This window comes from Bradyrhizobium sp. MI1.10, assembly GCF_055811035.1.
This window is the reverse complement of sequence record NZ_JBVVPN010000016.1, coordinates 142,345-157,670: the sequence shown is the minus strand read 5'-3', so window position 1 is coordinate 157,670 and position 15,326 is coordinate 142,345. Positions and strand designations below refer to the sequence as shown.

Genomic DNA, 15,326 nt, shown 5'->3' with positions numbered 1-15,326 from the left:
ATCGGCCCTTGATCCTGTCGGCCCTTGGGCGGCCTGAGTTCGACGGGGTCATATCTTGCGCCCAGCAGCAGGATTCCCGGGCAAAGTACCACCTCGCGTGCTAGAATGACATCGGTGAAAGTCCGGAGCTCGCCCGCACAGCGGGAACGTGCTGTCAACGTTGCGGACTGGCGCAGCTGCCATCTCCGGTAGATCGCGCGGCCCCGGAATCCGATGTTAGCAGGGCACGCCCAAAAGGCATGGCCAGGGAGATGCGTCATGAGGCGGATAGTCGTGGTCTGCCTGTTGCTGCTCGCGGCAGGCCCGTCGCAGGCGCAAGAAGTCATCCGGCTCGCACGCATCGCCGATATTCCCGACCAATATGTCGGCGGCGAGATGCTCCGCGCGGTTTATGCCAGGCTGAACATCAAGCTCAAATTCGAGGATGTCCCCGGCAAGCGCGCGCTCGCGCTGTCGAGCACCGGCCAGGTCGACGGCGAGGTCCAGCGGATCGGAACGCTCTCTCGCGACTACCCGACGCTGATCCAGGTGACACCTGCGATCAATTACATCGAGCCCGCTGTCTTCACCACGAAACTGCAGTTCGACGTCGCCGGCTGGAATTCAATCAGGGACTACAGCATCGGCATCGTACGCGGCGTCGGCTCGTCGGAAGCCGGTACGCGCGGCATGACCCGGGTCACGGCGACGACAAGCCTCGACAACATGGTCAAGATGCTCGATGCCGACCGCTTCGACGTGATGGTCACCGACCTCTTCAGCGGGTTGGCTGCGGTGAAGAAACTCAATCTCCAGGCCAGGATCCATCCGCTCTCGCCGCCACTCGAGCGCATCAGCATCTACCACCATCTGCATGAACGGCATCGCGATCTCGTGCCGAAGGTCGGAAGGATGATCGAGCAGATGGAGACGAGCGGCGAACTCGCCCGGTTGCGGGAAACCCTGATCAAGCAGGTGCTGAGCGGGATGTGAGACGCGGTCAGTTCGTGCGAGTCTGCTCCCGCACCGCAACCGCGTCGGGTCTAGAAGCCGCAAACGCTCATTGCGCGCGGGCGCTTGCCGCGCCGGCTTTCGAGGATGCGCTCGCCGCCGCTCTCGGCCGAGCTGCCGTAATAGCGGTGGTGGCCGCTCTGGTCGTGCAGATCCGCGGCGTCCGACTTTCCCGCCCGACGCGCGTCGCAGATGATCTTGCAGATGATCTTGATGGTCGACATGGCCGCCTCCGAAGTGTTCTTAGTGGCCATCAGTCGCGCCGATTTCGAGCGGCGTTCACACCTTTCGGCCGCAATCGGGTTTCGGGAAGGTTTCGTCGCCGCACCCCGCGACGCAATATTTTCCTCAAGCCCATTGTCGGCTGCGACGGTGGTGATACGTCCTTCGGACGCGCGCAGCGAAAATCAACGAGGTGACGATGCTTTACGCCATCCTGGCCTATCACGTGGAAGACGAGATCTTGTCCTGGACGCCCGAGAAGGACGCCGCGGTCGTGGCCAAAGTCATCGAGGTTCAGGCACCGCTGCGGGCAAGCGGGCATTTTGGCCCGGCCGCCCGCCTGGATGAGACCCGAAAGGCCCGCACCTTGCGTGGCCCCGGCGCGGGCGTCGTGCTGGACGGCCCGTTTGCCGAGACCAAGGAGCAGCTTCTGGGCTTCCACCTCGTCGAATACGACACGGACGAGGAGGCGATCGCGGCCGCGCGGACGCTGCGTCAGGTCAATCCGTCAGCGGTCTACGAAATTCGCCCGGTCAAGCTTTACGTGCCGGCCGACGGGTTCGGCACGACGCAAGGCTGAGCCGCGGCCCTACGCGTCCGTCCCGGTCGGCCCGACATAGAAGCGCTGGATCAGCAGGCCGCCGAAGGCGATGAACCACACGAACGGCGCGACCTGCGGCGCGAACGCCGCAACGACCGTGCCCGGAATAAACACCAGCAGCGGAAACAGCGAGGCCATGATCTCGTGGCGCCAGCCGCCCAGGATCCTCCACCACAGCCAGGCATTGAGGCCGGCGATGGTGGTCAGGTGCAGGCCGTAGAGCACGGCGACCGCACTGCTCGTGGGGTAGTTGGTGTAGAGGCCGTTGGTCACCGGCAGCAGCACGATCGACAGCAGGAAAAACAGATTGAGGATCACCGCGCCGCGGCTGCCGACGGGCTGGCGCGCCAGCCGGCGGTGATGGCTGATCCAGAACACGCCGGCGATGATGAAGCTGAGCGCAAGACCCGCGAGCTTGCCGGAATAGACCCGGGCCAGATCGTTCCAGTCGGGCGCGCTTGTGAAGACCGCGGCCCTGGGCAGATCGTAGGCGAGCAGCGTCATGGCAACGCCAAAAATGGTGTTGCTGAGCGATTCCAGCCGTCGCATCTCGAACTGGTCGGATTTGAGCTCGGTCATGCCGGGTGGCGCTTTTCGGAATGGAACCTTGGGCCGTCTTGTCCCTAGGTCTTAACATCGGTCCCGTCCAGACGCATTGCGATTCGCAGCGGGATCGCCGAGTCTGGCTGTTTCACCGGGGCGATTCGTGGCGACATATCTGGACACGCTCAATGCGGAGCAGCGCCGCGCCGTGGAGCATGGTGTGGCCGATGGTGCGACCGTGGGCGCGCCCCTGCTCGTCATCGCCGGTGCAGGCTCCGGCAAAACCAACACGCTGGCCCATCGCGTCGCGCACCTGATCGTCGCGGGCAGCGATCCGCGCCGCATCCTCCTGATGACGTTCTCGCGGCGCGCCGCGGCCGAGATGGCCGGCCGGGTCGAGCGCATCGCCCGAAAAGTGCTTGGCGAGAACAACGCCGCGATCATGCGCGACGCGCTCAGCTGGGCCGGCACGTTCCACGGCATCGGCGCACGGTTGCTGCGCGAATATGCCGAGCGGATCGGCGTCGATCCTGCCTTCACCATCCACGACCGCGAGGATTCCGCCGATCTGATGAATCTGGTCCGGCACGAGCGCGGATTGTCGAAGACAGAGAGCCGCTTTCCCGCCAAAGGCACCTGCCTGTCGATCTACTCCCGCTGCGTCAATGCCGAGATGGAGATCGAGAAGGTTTTGGGGGCGCATTATCCCTGGTGCGCAGGCTGGGCGCCCGAGCTGAAGGGCCTGTTCGCGGCCTATGTCGAGGCCAAGCAGGCCCAGCACGTGCTCGATTACGACGACCTCCTGCTCTACTGGTCGCAGATGATGAGCGATGCGACGATCGCGGAAGAAATCGGCGGCCGCTTCGATCACGTCTTGGTCGACGAATATCAGGACACCAACCGCCTGCAATCCTCGATCCTGCTGGCGCTGAAGCCGGACGGGCGCGGCCTCACCGTCGTCGGCGACGACGCGCAGTCGATCTATTCGTTCCGCGCCGCCACTGTCCGCAACATCCTGGATTTTCCGCAGAGCTTCTCGCCGCGCGCCGAGATGATCACGCTCGACCGCAATTACCGCTCGACGCAACCCGTGCTGGCAGCGGCCAACGGCGTCATTGGCCTGGCGCGCGAGCGCTTTACAAAGAACCTCTGGACCGACCGCGCCGGCACGCAAAAACCACAGCTCGTCACCGTGCACGACGAGGCCGACCAGGCCCGCTACATCGTCGAGCAAGTGCTGGCCACTCGCGAGCAAGGCGCGCTGTTGAAGCACCAGGCGGTGCTGTTCCGAACGTCCTCGCATTCGGGCCCGCTGGAGATCGAGCTCACCCGCCGCAACATTCCCTTCGTCAAGTTCGGAGGGCTCAAGTTTCTCGATGCCGCGCATGTCAAGGACGTGCTGGCACTGCTGCGCTTCGCTGAGAATCCGCGCGACCGCGTCGCCGGCTTTCGCATCCTGCATCTGTTGCCGGGCATCGGACCTGCGACGGCGCAGCGTGTGCTCGACCAGATGGCGGAGAGCTCCGATCCGCTCGCCGCGCTCGGCCAGCTCCCGGTGCCGCCGCGCACCGGCGCGGACTGGACCGGCTTCGTCCGCACCATCGAAAATTTGCGCTATTCGGAATGGCCGGCTGACCTCGAACGCGTGCGGCTCTGGTACGAACCGCATCTCGATCGCCTGCACGAGGATTCCGAGACGCGCCGCGCCGATCTGATGCAGCTCGAGCAGATCGCGAGCGGCTATGCCTCGCGCGAGAAATTCCTGACCGAGCTCACGCTCGATCCACCGGATGCGACCAGCGACAAATCCGGGCCACCCTTGCGCGACGAGGATTATCTGATCCTCTCCACCATCCACTCCGCCAAGGGCCAGGAGTGGAAATCGGTGTTCGTGCTCAACGTCGTCGACGGCTGCATGCCGTCGGATCTCGGCGCCGGCACCAGCGCCGAGCTCGAGGAGGAACGCCGCCTGCTCTATGTCGCGATGACGCGCGCCAAGGACGACCTGCACCTCGTGGTGCCGCAGCGCTTCTTCACCCACGGCCAGGCAGCCAAGGGCGACCGCCACGTCTACGCCTCGCGCACCCGCTTCATCCCGGAGCAGCTGGTCTATCTGTTCGAGCGCACTGCCTGGCCGAAGGCCGGGGCAAGCGCAGCGCGCACCGCCGCGCAAGGCCCGAAGGTCGACATCGGCGCTCGAATGCGCGGAATGTGGCGGTAACGCCGGCTACGCGCCCAGCCGGTCGAACTGGACCTTGCCTGCCTTCATCACCATCGGGATGTGCTCGCCCTGGCCGAGCAGGCAGGCAACATCGCGCAGCGGATTGCCGTCGACCACCAGCAGGTCCGCAATGGCTTCGGGCATGATGCGCCCGAGCTTGCCCTCCATGCCGAGCACCTCGGCGCCGACCAATGTCGCGCTGGCGATGACGGCGCGCGGACCGAGAATCTCGGCGCGGATGCGGAATTCGTCGCTCTGCAGACGCTGCGACGGTCCGAGCAGGTCGCTGCCGAACCCCATCTTCACGCCGGCATCGCGATAGATCGTGAGCGAACGCAGGCCGGCGTCGCGGACATCGGCGATCTTGGCCACGCTTTCGGGCGGCAGGCCGTATTGGGCGCCCTCGTTGGCCAGCGCCTCGTAGGTGACGAGCGTCGGCACCACATAGGCGCCCTTCTCGGCCATCAGTTGCGCGGTCGGAGCATCGACCAGATTGCCGTGCTCGATGGTGCGCACGCCGCAGCGAATGGCGCGTTCGATCGCAGCAGCGGTGTAGGCGTGGGCGAGCACATAGGTCTGACGCCCGCGCGCCTCCTCGACGATGGCGCGGATCTCGTCCTCGGAGTAGCCGAAGGCGCCGACCGGGTCGGTCGGTGAGGCGACGCCGCCGGAGGCCATGATCTTGATCTGGTCGGCGCCCATCTGGAGCTCTTCGCGGGCCGCCCTTCGCACGCCATCGACACCGTCGGCAACGCGCGCCAGCGCGCCGACACGCACGCAGCACGGGCACGGTGCGTCGCTGGCGAGGTAGTCCGAGCGGGCCCGCATGTCGCCGTGGCCGCCGGTCTGGCTGAGCGCACGTCCCGAGACGAACAGCCGCGGTCCGTCGGTGAGCCCGGTCTCGATCGCCTGCTTCAGCGCATGGCCGGCACCGCCGGCGTCGCGCACGGTGGTGAAGCCCCGCCGCAGCATGCCGCGCAGCAGCAGCGTCGAGCGTAGCGTCACCAGCACGTTGGGCATGTGCACCTGCTGCGCCAGATTGAGTTCGACGGCGATCGCATGCACATGCAGGTCGATCAGGCCGGGCATCAGCGTCTTGCCCTTCAGATCGATCGTGCGGTCGGCTTCCACCTGGAGCGGCCGATCGGAGACCTCCTTGATCAGACTGTCCTCGACCAGCACGTGATGTCCCTCCAGGAGGTCCGGCTGGAGCGGATCGAGCAGAGCGGCGTTCTTGAAGAGCACACGGGACATGACGACTTCCTGTCTGATCAGGACTGGATGAGCAGCGCGGGCAGAGCGAGCTGGGCGAATGGAAGACACGCAGCGACATCGTCCTCGCCGTACCAGCTTGCTTCATGGAGCAGATTGAGCGAGCCGAGCGTGCGCCCGCGCCAGCGCACGGGCATGTTGAGCACGCTCGCGCAGCCGAGCGAAGCAATCAGCTCGTGATCGGAAAACACCTCGCGCAGATCGTCCCGGGTGCGGCCGATATAGGCCTCGCCGCGGTCCAGCACAGCCTCGGTCCACGGCCCCGGCGCCAGGCGTTTGCGTCCGCCCGCCGGGTAAGGTCCGGGGAGATTGGAATACACCCGCGCTGCTTCCCTCGTGTCGTCGTCATAGGTCAGGATCGTGAACAGCTTGTGGCCGATCGCCGATTTCAAGGCGTCGTCCAGCGCCGAGTACAGGGCATCCGGCTGATCCGCCCTGCCCTGCGCGGCCGCCACGGCGCAGAGCAGCGGATCGGACCGGCGTTTTGTTTCCCTCACGCGACTTCACCCGCCGCAATCTCTTCCAGCGAACGGCCGCGCGTCGGCACCCCCATCAGCACCACGGTGAGCGCGCCTAACAGCAGCACGCTTGTGGTGAGGCCGAAGACGCCGGCGAAGCCGAAATTGGGATAGAGATAGCCGACCAGGATCGGCGAGACGATCGCACCGATGCGGCCGATCGCGGAAGCGAGCCCGGCGCCGGTGGTTCTGACCGCCGTCGGAAATACCTCGGCGGTATAGGCATAGACGCCCGCATAGGTGCCGTTCATGAAGAAGGACAGTAGAATTCCCGCCACCATGATGTGCTGGTCGCTCTGCGCGAAGGCGAGGCCGAGCGCGCTTGCGCCGCCAAGCACCATGTAGGAGGCGATGGTCGCCTGCCGGCCGATGCGCTCGTTGAAATACGCGGCACTGAAATAGCCGGGAATCTGCGCGCAATAGATCGCGATCGAATAGGCGAAGCTCTTGGTGATGCTCATGCCGTTCTGGACCAGAAGGCCGGGGATCCAGACGAAGAAGGAATAGTAGCTGAACGTGATCGCAAGCCACATGATCCAGGTCATGATGGTGATGCGCGCCTGGCGGCCGGCGAGGAGCGCGGCGAAATTGGCAAGCAGCGTCCCACCAGTCACGGCAGGCGCCGCGGCTTCGACGACCGGTTGTGGCAGGACATGGCCTTGGCTCGCAAAGCCGGCCTCAATCCTGTCGAGCACGGCTGCGGCTTCCTTCTCACGGCCCCGGCTTTCCAGCCAGCGCGGCGATTCCGGCAGCGCCCTGCGCCACCACAGCAGCATGACGACCGGCACCGCGGTGATCACCAGAACGATGCGCCAGCCGTTCTCATAGGCTGGCACGATGAAATAGCCGAGCAAGGCCGACGCCACGAAACCGAAGGAGAAGAATCCGGCCAGCGCGCCGGTAAAGCTGCCGCGGTAACGCCGTGCGACGAATTCCGCCAGATAGGGCGCAATGATTGCGCTCTCCGCGCCGGTGCCCATGCCCGCGACGACCCGGGCGGCGAAGAAGGACGACCAGTCGTTCACCGCCGCGCTGACGATGGATGCGACGCAATAGAGCGCCAGCGCCGACATCATCACCGCACGACGGCCGATCAGGTCACCCAGCGTGCCCGCCAGCAGCGCGCCGAACAGGAAGCCGATATAGGTGCTGCTGCCGAGCACGCCGATCTGCACGCTCGACAGATTCCAGGTCGTGCGCAACACCGGCAGGATGAACGCCAGCACCGCTGCATCCATCGCGTCGAATGTATAGCCGAGCCCGCCCATCAGCAGCAGATGCTTATGGAAACGCGCGAATGGAAGGCGCTCGATGCGCGCCGAAATCATCGACATGAAAGTCCCCCTCTGTCTGGCGGCCGGCACTCCGCTCATCCCTGGGGGAACCATAGACAAGGAGATATTATCGTCATAATTTATAATCATGATCTAGTACATTACTGTGGTGAATGTTCTGTCGTTCCGAAAGCTCGACCTCAACCTGCTGAAAGTCTTCGAGGCCCTGATGACCGAGGGCAGCGTCACGCGCGCCGCCAACGCGCTTCTGATGACGCAGCCTGCGGTCAGCAACGCGCTCGCACGCCTGCGGGACGCGCTCGGCGATCCCCTGTTCGTCAGGTCCGGCACCGGCATCCGTCCGACCCAACGCGCCGTGGTGCTGTGGGAGCCGATCGGCGAAGCGCTCGAAACCGTCCGCGGCGCGCTCGACGAGCAGGTGTTCGACCCGCACCGTGCGCAGACAGAGTTCAGCCTGTCGATGTCGGATTACGTCGCCTCGCTGGTGATGCCGAACCTGCTGAACCATTTCGGCAAGGTCGCGCCCAAGGCGCGAATCCACACCGTTCCCAACACCGTCGTGGAGATCGCCGACCAGCTCGAGGACAATCGCGTTGATTGCGTGCTCAGCGTCTATGTCAACGAGGCGCAGCAACCGGCCGCCATCCGCTCGCGCTCGCTGTGGACCGTCGACTACGCCTGTTTCATGCGGCGCGGCCATCCGGTCGCGGCGATGAAGCGGCTGAGCACGCGCAGCTTCCTCAACGCGGGGCATGTCGATGTGAGCCTCGCCGGCAAGACCTTGCCGTCCTACGACCTCTTCCTCGCCTCGCGCGGGCTATCGCGCAACCTGGTCGCGACCGTCAATCACTACAGCGCCGCCTACGAGGTGGTGCGCCAGTCCGACCTGATTGCGGTGCTGCCGAGCGATTTGCGCTCGCAATCCCGGCACGCGCCGTTCCTGCACGCCATGCCGCTTCCGCTCAAGGCGCCGCCGCGCATCGTCAGCCTGTTCTGGCACCAGCGCAACGACACCGTGCCGGCGCAGCGCTGGCTGCGCGAGACCCTGGTCGAGATGTTCGCCAGGTCCGACTGAAGCCGCGGCCCCCCCCCGACACCAAGAAGAAAGGGAAACAATGGGTTTCTCGAAGCAGCATTGCGCATCAGACCCGGCTGCTTAGCTCCAACCAAACCAATCCCCTCCCCCAGTGACAGGCGCGCAAGCCGCGCCCGCAGAGACCTCATCAATGACCGCACCGCTTGAATTCGGACTGGACACCTTTGGCGACGTCACCACAGATACCTCCGGCGCGATGCTTCCGCACGCGCAGGTGATCCGCAACGTCGTCGACGAAGCGGTGCTGGCCGACGAGCTCGGCCTCGACTTCATCGGCCTCGGCGAACATCACCGCGCCGACTTCGCGATCTCCTCCCCTGAGACCGTGCTGGCCGCCATCGCGTCGCGGACCAGGCGCATCCATCTCGGTTCGGCCGTGACGGTGCTGAGCTCGGATGATCCGATCCGCGTCTTCCAGCGCTTTGCCACGCTGGACGCGCTCTCGAACGGGCGCGCCGAGGTGATCCTCGGCCGCGGCTCATTCACCGAATCCTTTCCGCTGTTCGGTTTCGACCTGCGGGCTTACGAAGCGCTGTTCGAAGAGAAGCTCGATCTGTTCGCAGCGCTGCTGTCGCAGAAGCCGGTGACCTGGGAAGGCAAGCTGCGTCCGCCGCTCAAGGGACAGCTGGTCTATCCCCCGGTCGCGAACGGCACGCTCAAGACCTGGATCGGCGTCGGCGGCAGTCCGCAATCGGTGGTGCGCGCCGCGCATTACGACCTGCCCTTGATGCTCGCGATCATCGGCGGCGATCCCGCGCGCTTCGCGCCCTTCGTCGATCTCTATCACCGCGCGTTCAGGGAGTTCGGCCGCCCGGCCCAGCCGATCGGCGTGCATTCGCCCGGCTATGTCGCCGAGACCGACGAACAGGCGCGCGAGGAGCTGTGGCCCGACTACAAGGCGATGCGCGACCGCATCGGCAAGGAACGCGGCTGGCCACCGATGGGCCGCGACGAGTTCGTCAATGAGGCCGAGCACGGTTCGCTCTATGTCGGCTCGCCGGAGACGGTCGCGCGCAAGATCGCCAAGACCGCCAAGGCACTCGGCATTTCGCGGTTTCAGCTGAAGTATTCAGCGGGCCCGCTGCCGCATGGGAAGCTGATGAAGAGCATTGAGCTCTACGGCCGGAAGGTGGTGCCGATGGTGCGCGAGATGATGGGGTAAGGCGATCGGATCCGCTCAGTCCGTCTTCGCCCTACGGGCTTCGCCGGACACCACGCTCCGTCCTTCGCGCATCACGTTGGCTGCGCCACGCGAAGCCCGAAGGGCGAAGCGTGGTGGGGGAGGCAGGACTCGAACCTGCGAAGCCATAAGGCGGCTGATTTACAGTCAGCTCCCTTTGCCACTCGGGACACTCCCCCGCTCGACGGCAGCACAATCGGGCCGGACCTTGCCGGCGACCGAAGACGGCCATGGAACGTGAAGGCCGCGACAGCCCGGATGGGGGCGCGACCGGGCGCGGTTATCGGCGAAGCGATGGGGTAAAGTCAACCGAGGCGAACAGCTAAAATCGCCCCCGACACCACCCAAATTGCCATATTCCGGGACCCGTGACACAAGCGAGCCCATGAAGGATCGAAAATTCAACCCGAGGGGCCCCCGCGGCGGGTCTAAGCCCTTCAACAGGCCCGGAAAATCGGCCGGTCGCCCGGCCCGGCGCGATCGCGATTCGGACACCGACGGTCCCGTCATCCTCTATGGCTGGCACACCGTCACCATGGCGCTCGCCAACCCCCAGCGGCAGATCCGCAAGCTGACGCTGACCGAGAATGCCGCAAGGCGTCTGGCGGACGAGAACATCGCAACCCGCATCACGCCCGAGATCGTCCGGCCCCAGGAGATCGACCGGCTGCTGTCGCCCGACGCGGTGCACCAGGGCCTGCTCGCCGAGGCCGATCCCCTGCCCTCGCCCGACATCGAGGATTTAGAGCAGGACGGCATCGTGCTGGTGCTCGACCAGATCACCGATCCGCACAATGTCGGCGCCATCCTGCGCTCGGCTGCGGCCTTCGCCGTGAAGGCGATCGTCACCACCGCGCGCCACAGTCCGGAAGCGACCGGCGTGCTGGCCAAGGCCGCCTCCGGCGCACTGGAGCTGGTGCCGATGGTGACGGTGCAAAACCTCGCCCGCGCACTGACCACGCTGAACGAGCTCGGCTTCCAGACCGTCGGGCTGGACAGTGAAGGCAGCGCGGATCTCTCCGAGGTCACCCTGCGCGAGCCGCTCGCCCTGGTGCTGGGTGCCGAAGGCAAGGGCCTGCGGCAATTGACGCGCGAGACCTGCAGCGTCGTGGCGCGGCTCGACATGCCCGGCGAGATCAAGAGCCTCAACGTCTCGAATGCCGCCGTGCTCTCGCTCTATGTCGGCGCCAGCCGGCTCGGGCTGATGAAGCGGTGACAAAACAAAACGCCCGTCCGCATCGCGGACGGGCGTCTCGTTGGTTTAACCGATCAAGCGATCAGTAATAGCGACGCAGCACGCGGTGGCCGCCGTAGTACGGCACATGGCGCGGGGCGTAGCCGTAGCGCGGACCGTAGCCGTAATGCGTGCGCGGCAGATAGCCGGCGCGCGGGCCGTAGCCGTAGCGATACGGACGGTAATACGGGCGGCGGTAGGGATAGGCGGCCGGGGCTTCGACCGCGGCGGCGCGATAGCCATAGCCGTGCCCATAGCCATAGCCACGGCCGTAGCCGTAATTGGCGGGCGCAACCACCGCGTCCTCACGGTAGGTCGGATACGGCGCGAAGGTGCCCGGACCGGTGTAGGTCGGGCCCTGGTTGACGTGATAATATTGCGTGGTGGGCTCGGCGAGACGCTCATAGGCGCCGTAGCCGTAGCCGTAGCCGGCCCCATAACCGCCGCAGCCGGTGTTGCAGCCGGAATAGACCGGCGCGACCGGCTGGCACGGATCGAAGCCGCAGGCCGCGGCGGGCGCGGTGGCGGCGAACATCACGGCAGCCGCCGCGACCAGTCCCGAAATCATCTGACGCATTACTCTCTCCTGTTGATTTCCGTTTTTTGGATTTTGTCGTTTCTTAACCCGGCGGTCTGCCGGGCATCTCTGTACGCGGCCGCGGCCGAGGACGCCGCGGATAGTCGTTGATCTCAGGCGCGAGGATCACCGGCGGCGGATTGACGGGCACGTCCATCTGCGGCGGCAGCGGCGCCGATTGCGCGCCCCAGCTCTGGTGATAGCTCTCGGCCGGCTTGGGCATTTTGCGGTTCGCGGGCGGCTCGACCTCGAGCCGGCCATAGCCGGGCCGCAGGCCCAGCGTCGGGTAATAATGGCCGACGTCCTCAGGCTGGCGCTCGGCGATATAGCGGCCGCCATAGATCGTGGGCTGCACCTGCACGTTCTTCCCCAGGCCCCAGGTCCCCTCGACCACGGCATAGGACGCGTCGATGTTGTTGATGATGATGGGCACGCCGGGGCGACCGGGAACGACGATATCGAAGCCGCCGCCGGCAAACGCCGACGCGGGCAGTCCGATCAGAAAGGCGGCGAGCGCAGATGCGCGCATGAGAGGATCCCATTTATCCGGCGACAACCTACCCGATGGCGACGCAGAGAGGGTTAAGGCCCTCTCTCCAATTGCCGGTAAGCCTAATGTGTAAGGATTGCGCGCCGCTCAAATGCTGCAAAGCGAACTAGTGAAGCATTAACGCCACCGGACCCTGCAGTCCGGAACCATCGCGCGTGCTCACTTCCGTTTGACTGCCGCTCACGAAAATCCGCCGGTTTCAGCGGAACGTCCGGCGTCTTCGGCGTTTAGCCCCCGTCAACAAAACGGGAGCCAAACAATCATGAACGTCAAACTTCTCGGAGCCACGGCGATTGCGGCGACCCTCGTGACGGGCTCTGCCATGGCGCAGGCCGTGATCACCAATCCCGGCCGCTGCGCGGCGCAATTCCCCAACGCCAACTGCCAGAACGTCGGACCGGGAAATCCGTACACCGACAGCGGCTATCGGCATCGTCGCGTGTCCTATCGCCAGACCAACAACGGCGACTGGAATAACGACTGGAACAGGAGCCGCACCGGCTTCTGGCCGACCGACGTCGCCGCCGGCGCGGTCGGAACAGCCGCTGGCGTGGCCGGCGCAGCCATCGGGACTGCAGGCGCAATCGCAACCGCCCCGTTCCGTGCCACGAACGACGCCTACGCCTACGACAATGGCTGGGATAACCGCGGCTGGGACAATCGCGGTTGGGACACCCGCACCTACGCCCAGCGCAACGGCTTCGTCTGCACGCCCGGCACCTGGTTCAAGGGCGAAGACGGCCGCCGGCACATCTGCCAATAAGGCGATTCAACCGAACGCGACAGATCAGGCGGCCTTCGGGCCGCCTGATTCGTGTCTGCATCGGGCATCGCGGGTTCTGGCACTTTCCGGTCAAGTCTGGTATTGCGGCGCGCACGGGTGGACGGCTCCGGCGTATGCTGGTCCCTGCCCGCTTCTCCAGGCGTCGCCGGCTTAGCTCAGCGGTAGAGCAGCGGTTTTGTAAACCGAAGGTCGGGGGTTCAATCCCCTCAGCCGGCACCAGCCTTTGAGCGCAACGCTCACTTCGAATGCTTCGGTGCGCTGCTTTGCTGGAAGTGCTCAGCGCCTGATATTTCCACCCAGGCATGTTTCGACTGTTCGAAAACCGAGCGGATGGGCGCCGGGTAGTTCGGATCCGCGGTAGCGCCGACGGCAACGCCGACCATCGCAGGCAGATTGTCCGCCTTCCAATAGACCGTCGAACCGCACTCGGGGCAAAAATAGCTGCGGACCTTGCCGCCGCTTGCGGCTGTCCGGACGTATTCGTTCGACGTCCCCGAGATCGTGACGCCCTCCGCCGGATAGAACGCACCGACCCCGAACGGCGCGCCGGTTCGACGCTGGCAGTCAATGCAGTGGCAGGCGACGACGAGGCTGGACGGTCCCGGAAGCGACAGCGTGAGCGCGCCGCACCTGCATTGGGCATCGATCATCGGAATTCACTCCACTCTCGTTGGTCCTGTGGTTCGGATGGAGCGCAGCGCGAGCCGGGCTACAATTGATCCAGCGCCCACAGCCCGAGGCTCTTGTCGCGCCAGCCGCCACCGCCCTCCTCGCAATGCTCCTTGATCAGCTCGCGCGGTGCCGGCCAGTCGAACGGCGCCTTCTCCATGTTCAGCGCGCGCCAGTCGCCGTCCTCGCAATCGCGATTGTCGTCCCATTCGGGAAACGTCGTGACCAGCAGGAAATGCGCGCCGCTGGCGCGAAAGTTCGCGACGGCGCGGGCGATATTGCCGAAACTCAAATGCACCAGGCAGTCCCGGCACAGAACGACATCCGCGCGCGGCAGTGCATCGCGCGTGATGTCGGCAACGAGAAACCGGCCGGACAACTCGCCGCCCGCCACGCGCTGGCGATTGGCCGCGATCAGCGACGGAACGATGTCGATGCCGGTGTAGTCGAGATCCAGCCTCACGCGGCCGATCCAGCCCGCGTCCCCGCAGGGCGCATCGAGCAGCGAGCGCGCGCCGAGCCGTTGCAGCAGTGGAGGAAGCACCTCGCGGACCGCTGCGGTCGCGGGGTCCTCCGAGCCGAGGCCCGACACCGAACTAGCCGCGCCCCACAGGTTGGTCTGCTCGATCCGCTCGAACCGCGCGGCGAGGCCGAGGCCCGCGAAATTGTCGCGGTCGGCGGCGAACCGCTCATGGGCGAGCACGGGTGGACGATTGGCGGTCGTCGGGCGGACCTCAAATCAAGATTCCGTCGCGAACACACTAGCAGTTCAACTGCGCGTCCGAAATCGCAGGCCTCGTCCCTCAAGCCGGCTTCTGCCACTCCATGATGTGGAAAAAGGGCACCCGGCGATGACGGGCAATTCTGTCGGGATCACCGCCCGTAGGCTGCGGCTCAACGAACAGGCGCAACTGGAGTCCGTGATCGAGCAGCAGCGTCATGTAGGTGGAGAGCGGACGATGCCAGTTCTGGACGCGAATGCCGCGCCATGTCACCCAGGTCGGCCGCTCGTCCATGTAATGATCGATGACGAAGCGCAAGACGCCCTCGCCGTCACGTGTCCAGCCCTCGGACGGACCGGCGGTGTTGAAGCTGGTCAGGTTGGCGAACAAGAGCGTACCGCCCGGCCGCAGCGCCGCCACCATCCTCGCGACAGATCCAGCGAGATCGGGCATGTCTATCAAACTGAGATAGCTGACGACCAGATCGAACTCCGCGCCGAAATCCATCGTCTCGGCTCGGCCGAGCCGATAGTCGCCCTGCGGGTCTAACTCCATGGCACGCGCGAGCAGCGCTTCGGTTGGATCGACGCCAGTGGTGCGGATACCGGCGCGCTGCATGATGCGACAGAAGCGCCCCTCGCCGCAGCCGACGTCGAGCGCATTGCGGAAGCCTCGCCCTTCGATCCGCGCCCGCATCGGCGCGTCCAGCACGAAGCGTCGGCCATAGTCGCCGTCCTCGCCCTGCTCGACGATCCAGGCGACCGCGGACGCGGCCCAGCCGTCGCTGACATCCTCGTTCATGGATCGACCTTCCGGAATGCATGTTGGCCGCGCGTGTCGCGGGCGCGGCTA

General features: G+C 65.6%; 17 protein-coding genes and 2 tRNA genes. 8 read left to right on the top strand and 11 right to left on the bottom strand.

Annotated features, from left to right (window positions below; all coding sequences use genetic code 11):
- The first annotated feature begins 258 nt into the window (after positions 1 to 258).
- Entirely contained in the window at positions 259 to 972 is a 714-nt protein-coding gene (locus AC0L3K_RS18830; protein ID WP_219683776.1) for a substrate-binding periplasmic protein, read from the top strand.
- Between the two features lie 50 nt (positions 973 to 1,022).
- Here the strand turns inward: AC0L3K_RS18830 and AC0L3K_RS18825 are convergent, their stop codons facing one another.
- A complete protein-coding gene (locus AC0L3K_RS18825; protein WP_219683778.1) occupies positions 1,023 to 1,214 on the bottom strand; it encodes a hypothetical protein in 192 nt (63 codons plus the stop codon).
- A 197-nt stretch (positions 1,215 to 1,411) separates the two neighbouring features.
- On the opposite strand from AC0L3K_RS18825, the gene AC0L3K_RS18820 reads away from it, so the two are divergent.
- Positions 1,412 to 1,792, top strand: a complete 381-nt coding sequence (locus AC0L3K_RS18820) for a YciI family protein (RefSeq protein ID WP_007602906.1) — start codon at positions 1,412 to 1,414, stop codon at positions 1,790 to 1,792.
- A 9-nt stretch (positions 1,793 to 1,801) separates the two neighbouring features.
- Here AC0L3K_RS18820 and AC0L3K_RS18815 read toward each other — a convergent pair whose 3' ends face one another.
- Complete coding sequence (locus AC0L3K_RS18815) at positions 1,802 to 2,392, bottom strand: TMEM175 family protein (protein ID WP_007602905.1); 591 nt, start codon at positions 2,390 to 2,392, stop codon at positions 1,802 to 1,804.
- Positions 2,393 to 2,519: 127 nt separating this feature from the next.
- Here AC0L3K_RS18815 and AC0L3K_RS18810 point away from each other — a divergent pair, with 127 nt between their 5' ends.
- Positions 2,520 to 4,577 carry an ATP-dependent helicase gene (locus AC0L3K_RS18810; RefSeq protein WP_219683779.1) on the top strand — a complete coding sequence of 686 codons (2,058 nt, stop codon included), beginning with the start codon at positions 2,520 to 2,522 and terminating at the stop codon, positions 4,575 to 4,577.
- 6 nt (positions 4,578 to 4,583) lie between these two features.
- Here AC0L3K_RS18810 and AC0L3K_RS18805 read toward each other — a convergent pair whose 3' ends face one another.
- From AC0L3K_RS18805 to AC0L3K_RS18795, 3 genes are read right to left on the bottom strand one after another with little or no spacing between them, the layout of a single operon-like run.
- Positions 4,584 to 5,831, bottom strand: a complete 1,248-nt coding sequence (locus tag AC0L3K_RS18805) for a metal-dependent hydrolase family protein (RefSeq protein WP_219683781.1) — start codon at positions 5,829 to 5,831, stop codon at positions 4,584 to 4,586.
- Between the two features lie 17 nt (positions 5,832 to 5,848).
- Positions 5,849 to 6,346 carry a GAF domain-containing protein gene (locus tag AC0L3K_RS18800; protein WP_473366568.1) on the bottom strand — a complete coding sequence of 166 codons (498 nt, stop codon included), beginning with the start codon at positions 6,344 to 6,346 and terminating at the stop codon, positions 5,849 to 5,851.
- Positions 6,343 to 7,701 (bottom strand): MFS transporter, encoded by a 1,359-nt coding sequence (locus AC0L3K_RS18795; protein ID WP_219683784.1) that lies wholly within the window; start codon positions 7,699 to 7,701, stop codon positions 6,343 to 6,345. Before AC0L3K_RS18795 ends, AC0L3K_RS18800 begins: the two co-directional genes overlap by 4 nt.
- A 106-nt stretch (positions 7,702 to 7,807) precedes the next feature.
- On the opposite strand from AC0L3K_RS18795, the gene AC0L3K_RS18790 reads away from it, so the two are divergent.
- A complete protein-coding gene (locus AC0L3K_RS18790) occupies positions 7,808 to 8,737 on the top strand; it encodes a LysR family transcriptional regulator (protein WP_354128758.1) in 930 nt (309 codons plus the stop codon).
- A gap of 151 nt (positions 8,738 to 8,888) precedes the next feature.
- Positions 8,889 to 9,920 (top strand): LLM class flavin-dependent oxidoreductase, encoded by a 1,032-nt coding sequence (locus tag AC0L3K_RS18785; RefSeq protein ID WP_354128757.1) that lies wholly within the window; start codon positions 8,889 to 8,891, stop codon positions 9,918 to 9,920.
- A gap of 111 nt (positions 9,921 to 10,031) precedes the next feature.
- Here AC0L3K_RS18785 and AC0L3K_RS18780 read toward each other — a convergent pair.
- Positions 10,032 to 10,117 (bottom strand) — tRNA-Tyr (locus AC0L3K_RS18780).
- A gap of 206 nt (positions 10,118 to 10,323) precedes the next feature.
- On the opposite strand from AC0L3K_RS18780, the gene rlmB reads away from it, so the two are divergent.
- Positions 10,324 to 11,154 carry a 23S rRNA (guanosine(2251)-2'-O)-methyltransferase RlmB gene (rlmB, locus tag AC0L3K_RS18775; RefSeq protein ID WP_219683789.1) on the top strand — a complete coding sequence of 277 codons (831 nt, stop codon included), beginning with the start codon at positions 10,324 to 10,326 and terminating at the stop codon, positions 11,152 to 11,154.
- A gap of 61 nt (positions 11,155 to 11,215) precedes the next feature.
- Here rlmB and AC0L3K_RS18770 read toward each other — a convergent pair whose 3' ends face one another.
- Both AC0L3K_RS18770 and AC0L3K_RS18765 read right to left on the bottom strand, forming a co-directional pair.
- Positions 11,216 to 11,749 carry a hypothetical protein gene (locus AC0L3K_RS18770; protein WP_219683791.1) on the bottom strand — a complete coding sequence of 178 codons (534 nt, stop codon included), beginning with the start codon at positions 11,747 to 11,749 and terminating at the stop codon, positions 11,216 to 11,218.
- Positions 11,750 to 11,792: 43 nt separating this feature from the next.
- Positions 11,793 to 12,278, bottom strand: a complete 486-nt coding sequence (locus tag AC0L3K_RS18765) for a hypothetical protein (protein WP_219683793.1) — start codon at positions 12,276 to 12,278, stop codon at positions 11,793 to 11,795.
- Between the two features lie 283 nt (positions 12,279 to 12,561).
- Between AC0L3K_RS18765 and AC0L3K_RS18760 the strand changes: the two genes are divergently transcribed.
- Positions 12,562 to 13,062 carry a hypothetical protein gene (locus AC0L3K_RS18760; protein WP_007602678.1) on the top strand — a complete coding sequence of 167 codons (501 nt, stop codon included), beginning with the start codon at positions 12,562 to 12,564 and terminating at the stop codon, positions 13,060 to 13,062.
- 165 nt (positions 13,063 to 13,227) lie between these two features.
- Positions 13,228 to 13,302 (top strand) — tRNA-Thr (locus AC0L3K_RS18755).
- Between the two features lie 17 nt (positions 13,303 to 13,319).
- Here AC0L3K_RS18755 and AC0L3K_RS18750 read toward each other — a convergent pair.
- From AC0L3K_RS18750 to AC0L3K_RS18740, 3 genes are all read right to left on the bottom strand, one after another.
- Entirely contained in the window at positions 13,320 to 13,733 is a 414-nt protein-coding gene (locus AC0L3K_RS18750; protein ID WP_219683794.1) for a GFA family protein, read from the bottom strand.
- Between the two features lie 59 nt (positions 13,734 to 13,792).
- Entirely contained in the window at positions 13,793 to 14,455 is a 663-nt protein-coding gene (locus tag AC0L3K_RS18745; RefSeq protein ID WP_219683796.1) for a class I SAM-dependent methyltransferase, read from the bottom strand.
- 100 nt (positions 14,456 to 14,555) lie between these two features.
- Complete coding sequence (locus AC0L3K_RS18740; protein ID WP_219683797.1) at positions 14,556 to 15,275, bottom strand: class I SAM-dependent methyltransferase; 720 nt, start codon at positions 15,273 to 15,275, stop codon at positions 14,556 to 14,558.
- Between the last annotated feature and the right edge of the window lie 51 nt (positions 15,276 to 15,326).

Coding starts and splice junctions, on each gene's coding strand:
- AC0L3K_RS18770 (WP_219683791.1), bottom strand. CDS start 11,749: ATGCGTCAGATGATTTCGGGACTGGTCGCGGCGGCTGCCGTGATGTTC.
- AC0L3K_RS18825 (WP_219683778.1), bottom strand. CDS start 1,214: ATGTCGACCATCAAGATCATCTGCAAGATCATCTGCGACGCGCGTCGG.
- AC0L3K_RS18795 (WP_219683784.1), bottom strand. CDS start 7,701: ATGTCGATGATTTCGGCGCGCATCGAGCGCCTTCCATTCGCGCGTTTC.
- AC0L3K_RS18750 (WP_219683794.1), bottom strand. CDS start 13,733: ATGATCGATGCCCAATGCAGGTGCGGCGCGCTCACGCTGTCGCTTCCG.
- AC0L3K_RS18785 (WP_354128757.1), top strand. CDS start 8,889: ATGACCGCACCGCTTGAATTCGGACTGGACACCTTTGGCGACGTCACC.
- rlmB (WP_219683789.1), top strand. CDS start 10,324: ATGAAGGATCGAAAATTCAACCCGAGGGGCCCCCGCGGCGGGTCTAAG.
- AC0L3K_RS18805 (WP_219683781.1), bottom strand. CDS start 5,831: ATGTCCCGTGTGCTCTTCAAGAACGCCGCTCTGCTCGATCCGCTCCAG.
- AC0L3K_RS18815 (WP_007602905.1), bottom strand. CDS start 2,392: ATGACCGAGCTCAAATCCGACCAGTTCGAGATGCGACGGCTGGAATCG.
- AC0L3K_RS18830 (WP_219683776.1), top strand. CDS start 259: ATGAGGCGGATAGTCGTGGTCTGCCTGTTGCTGCTCGCGGCAGGCCCG.
- AC0L3K_RS18740 (WP_219683797.1), bottom strand. CDS start 15,275: ATGAACGAGGATGTCAGCGACGGCTGGGCCGCGTCCGCGGTCGCCTGG.
- AC0L3K_RS18760 (WP_007602678.1), top strand. CDS start 12,562: ATGAACGTCAAACTTCTCGGAGCCACGGCGATTGCGGCGACCCTCGTG.
- AC0L3K_RS18765 (WP_219683793.1), bottom strand. CDS start 12,278: ATGCGCGCATCTGCGCTCGCCGCCTTTCTGATCGGACTGCCCGCGTCG.
- AC0L3K_RS18820 (WP_007602906.1), top strand. CDS start 1,412: ATGCTTTACGCCATCCTGGCCTATCACGTGGAAGACGAGATCTTGTCC.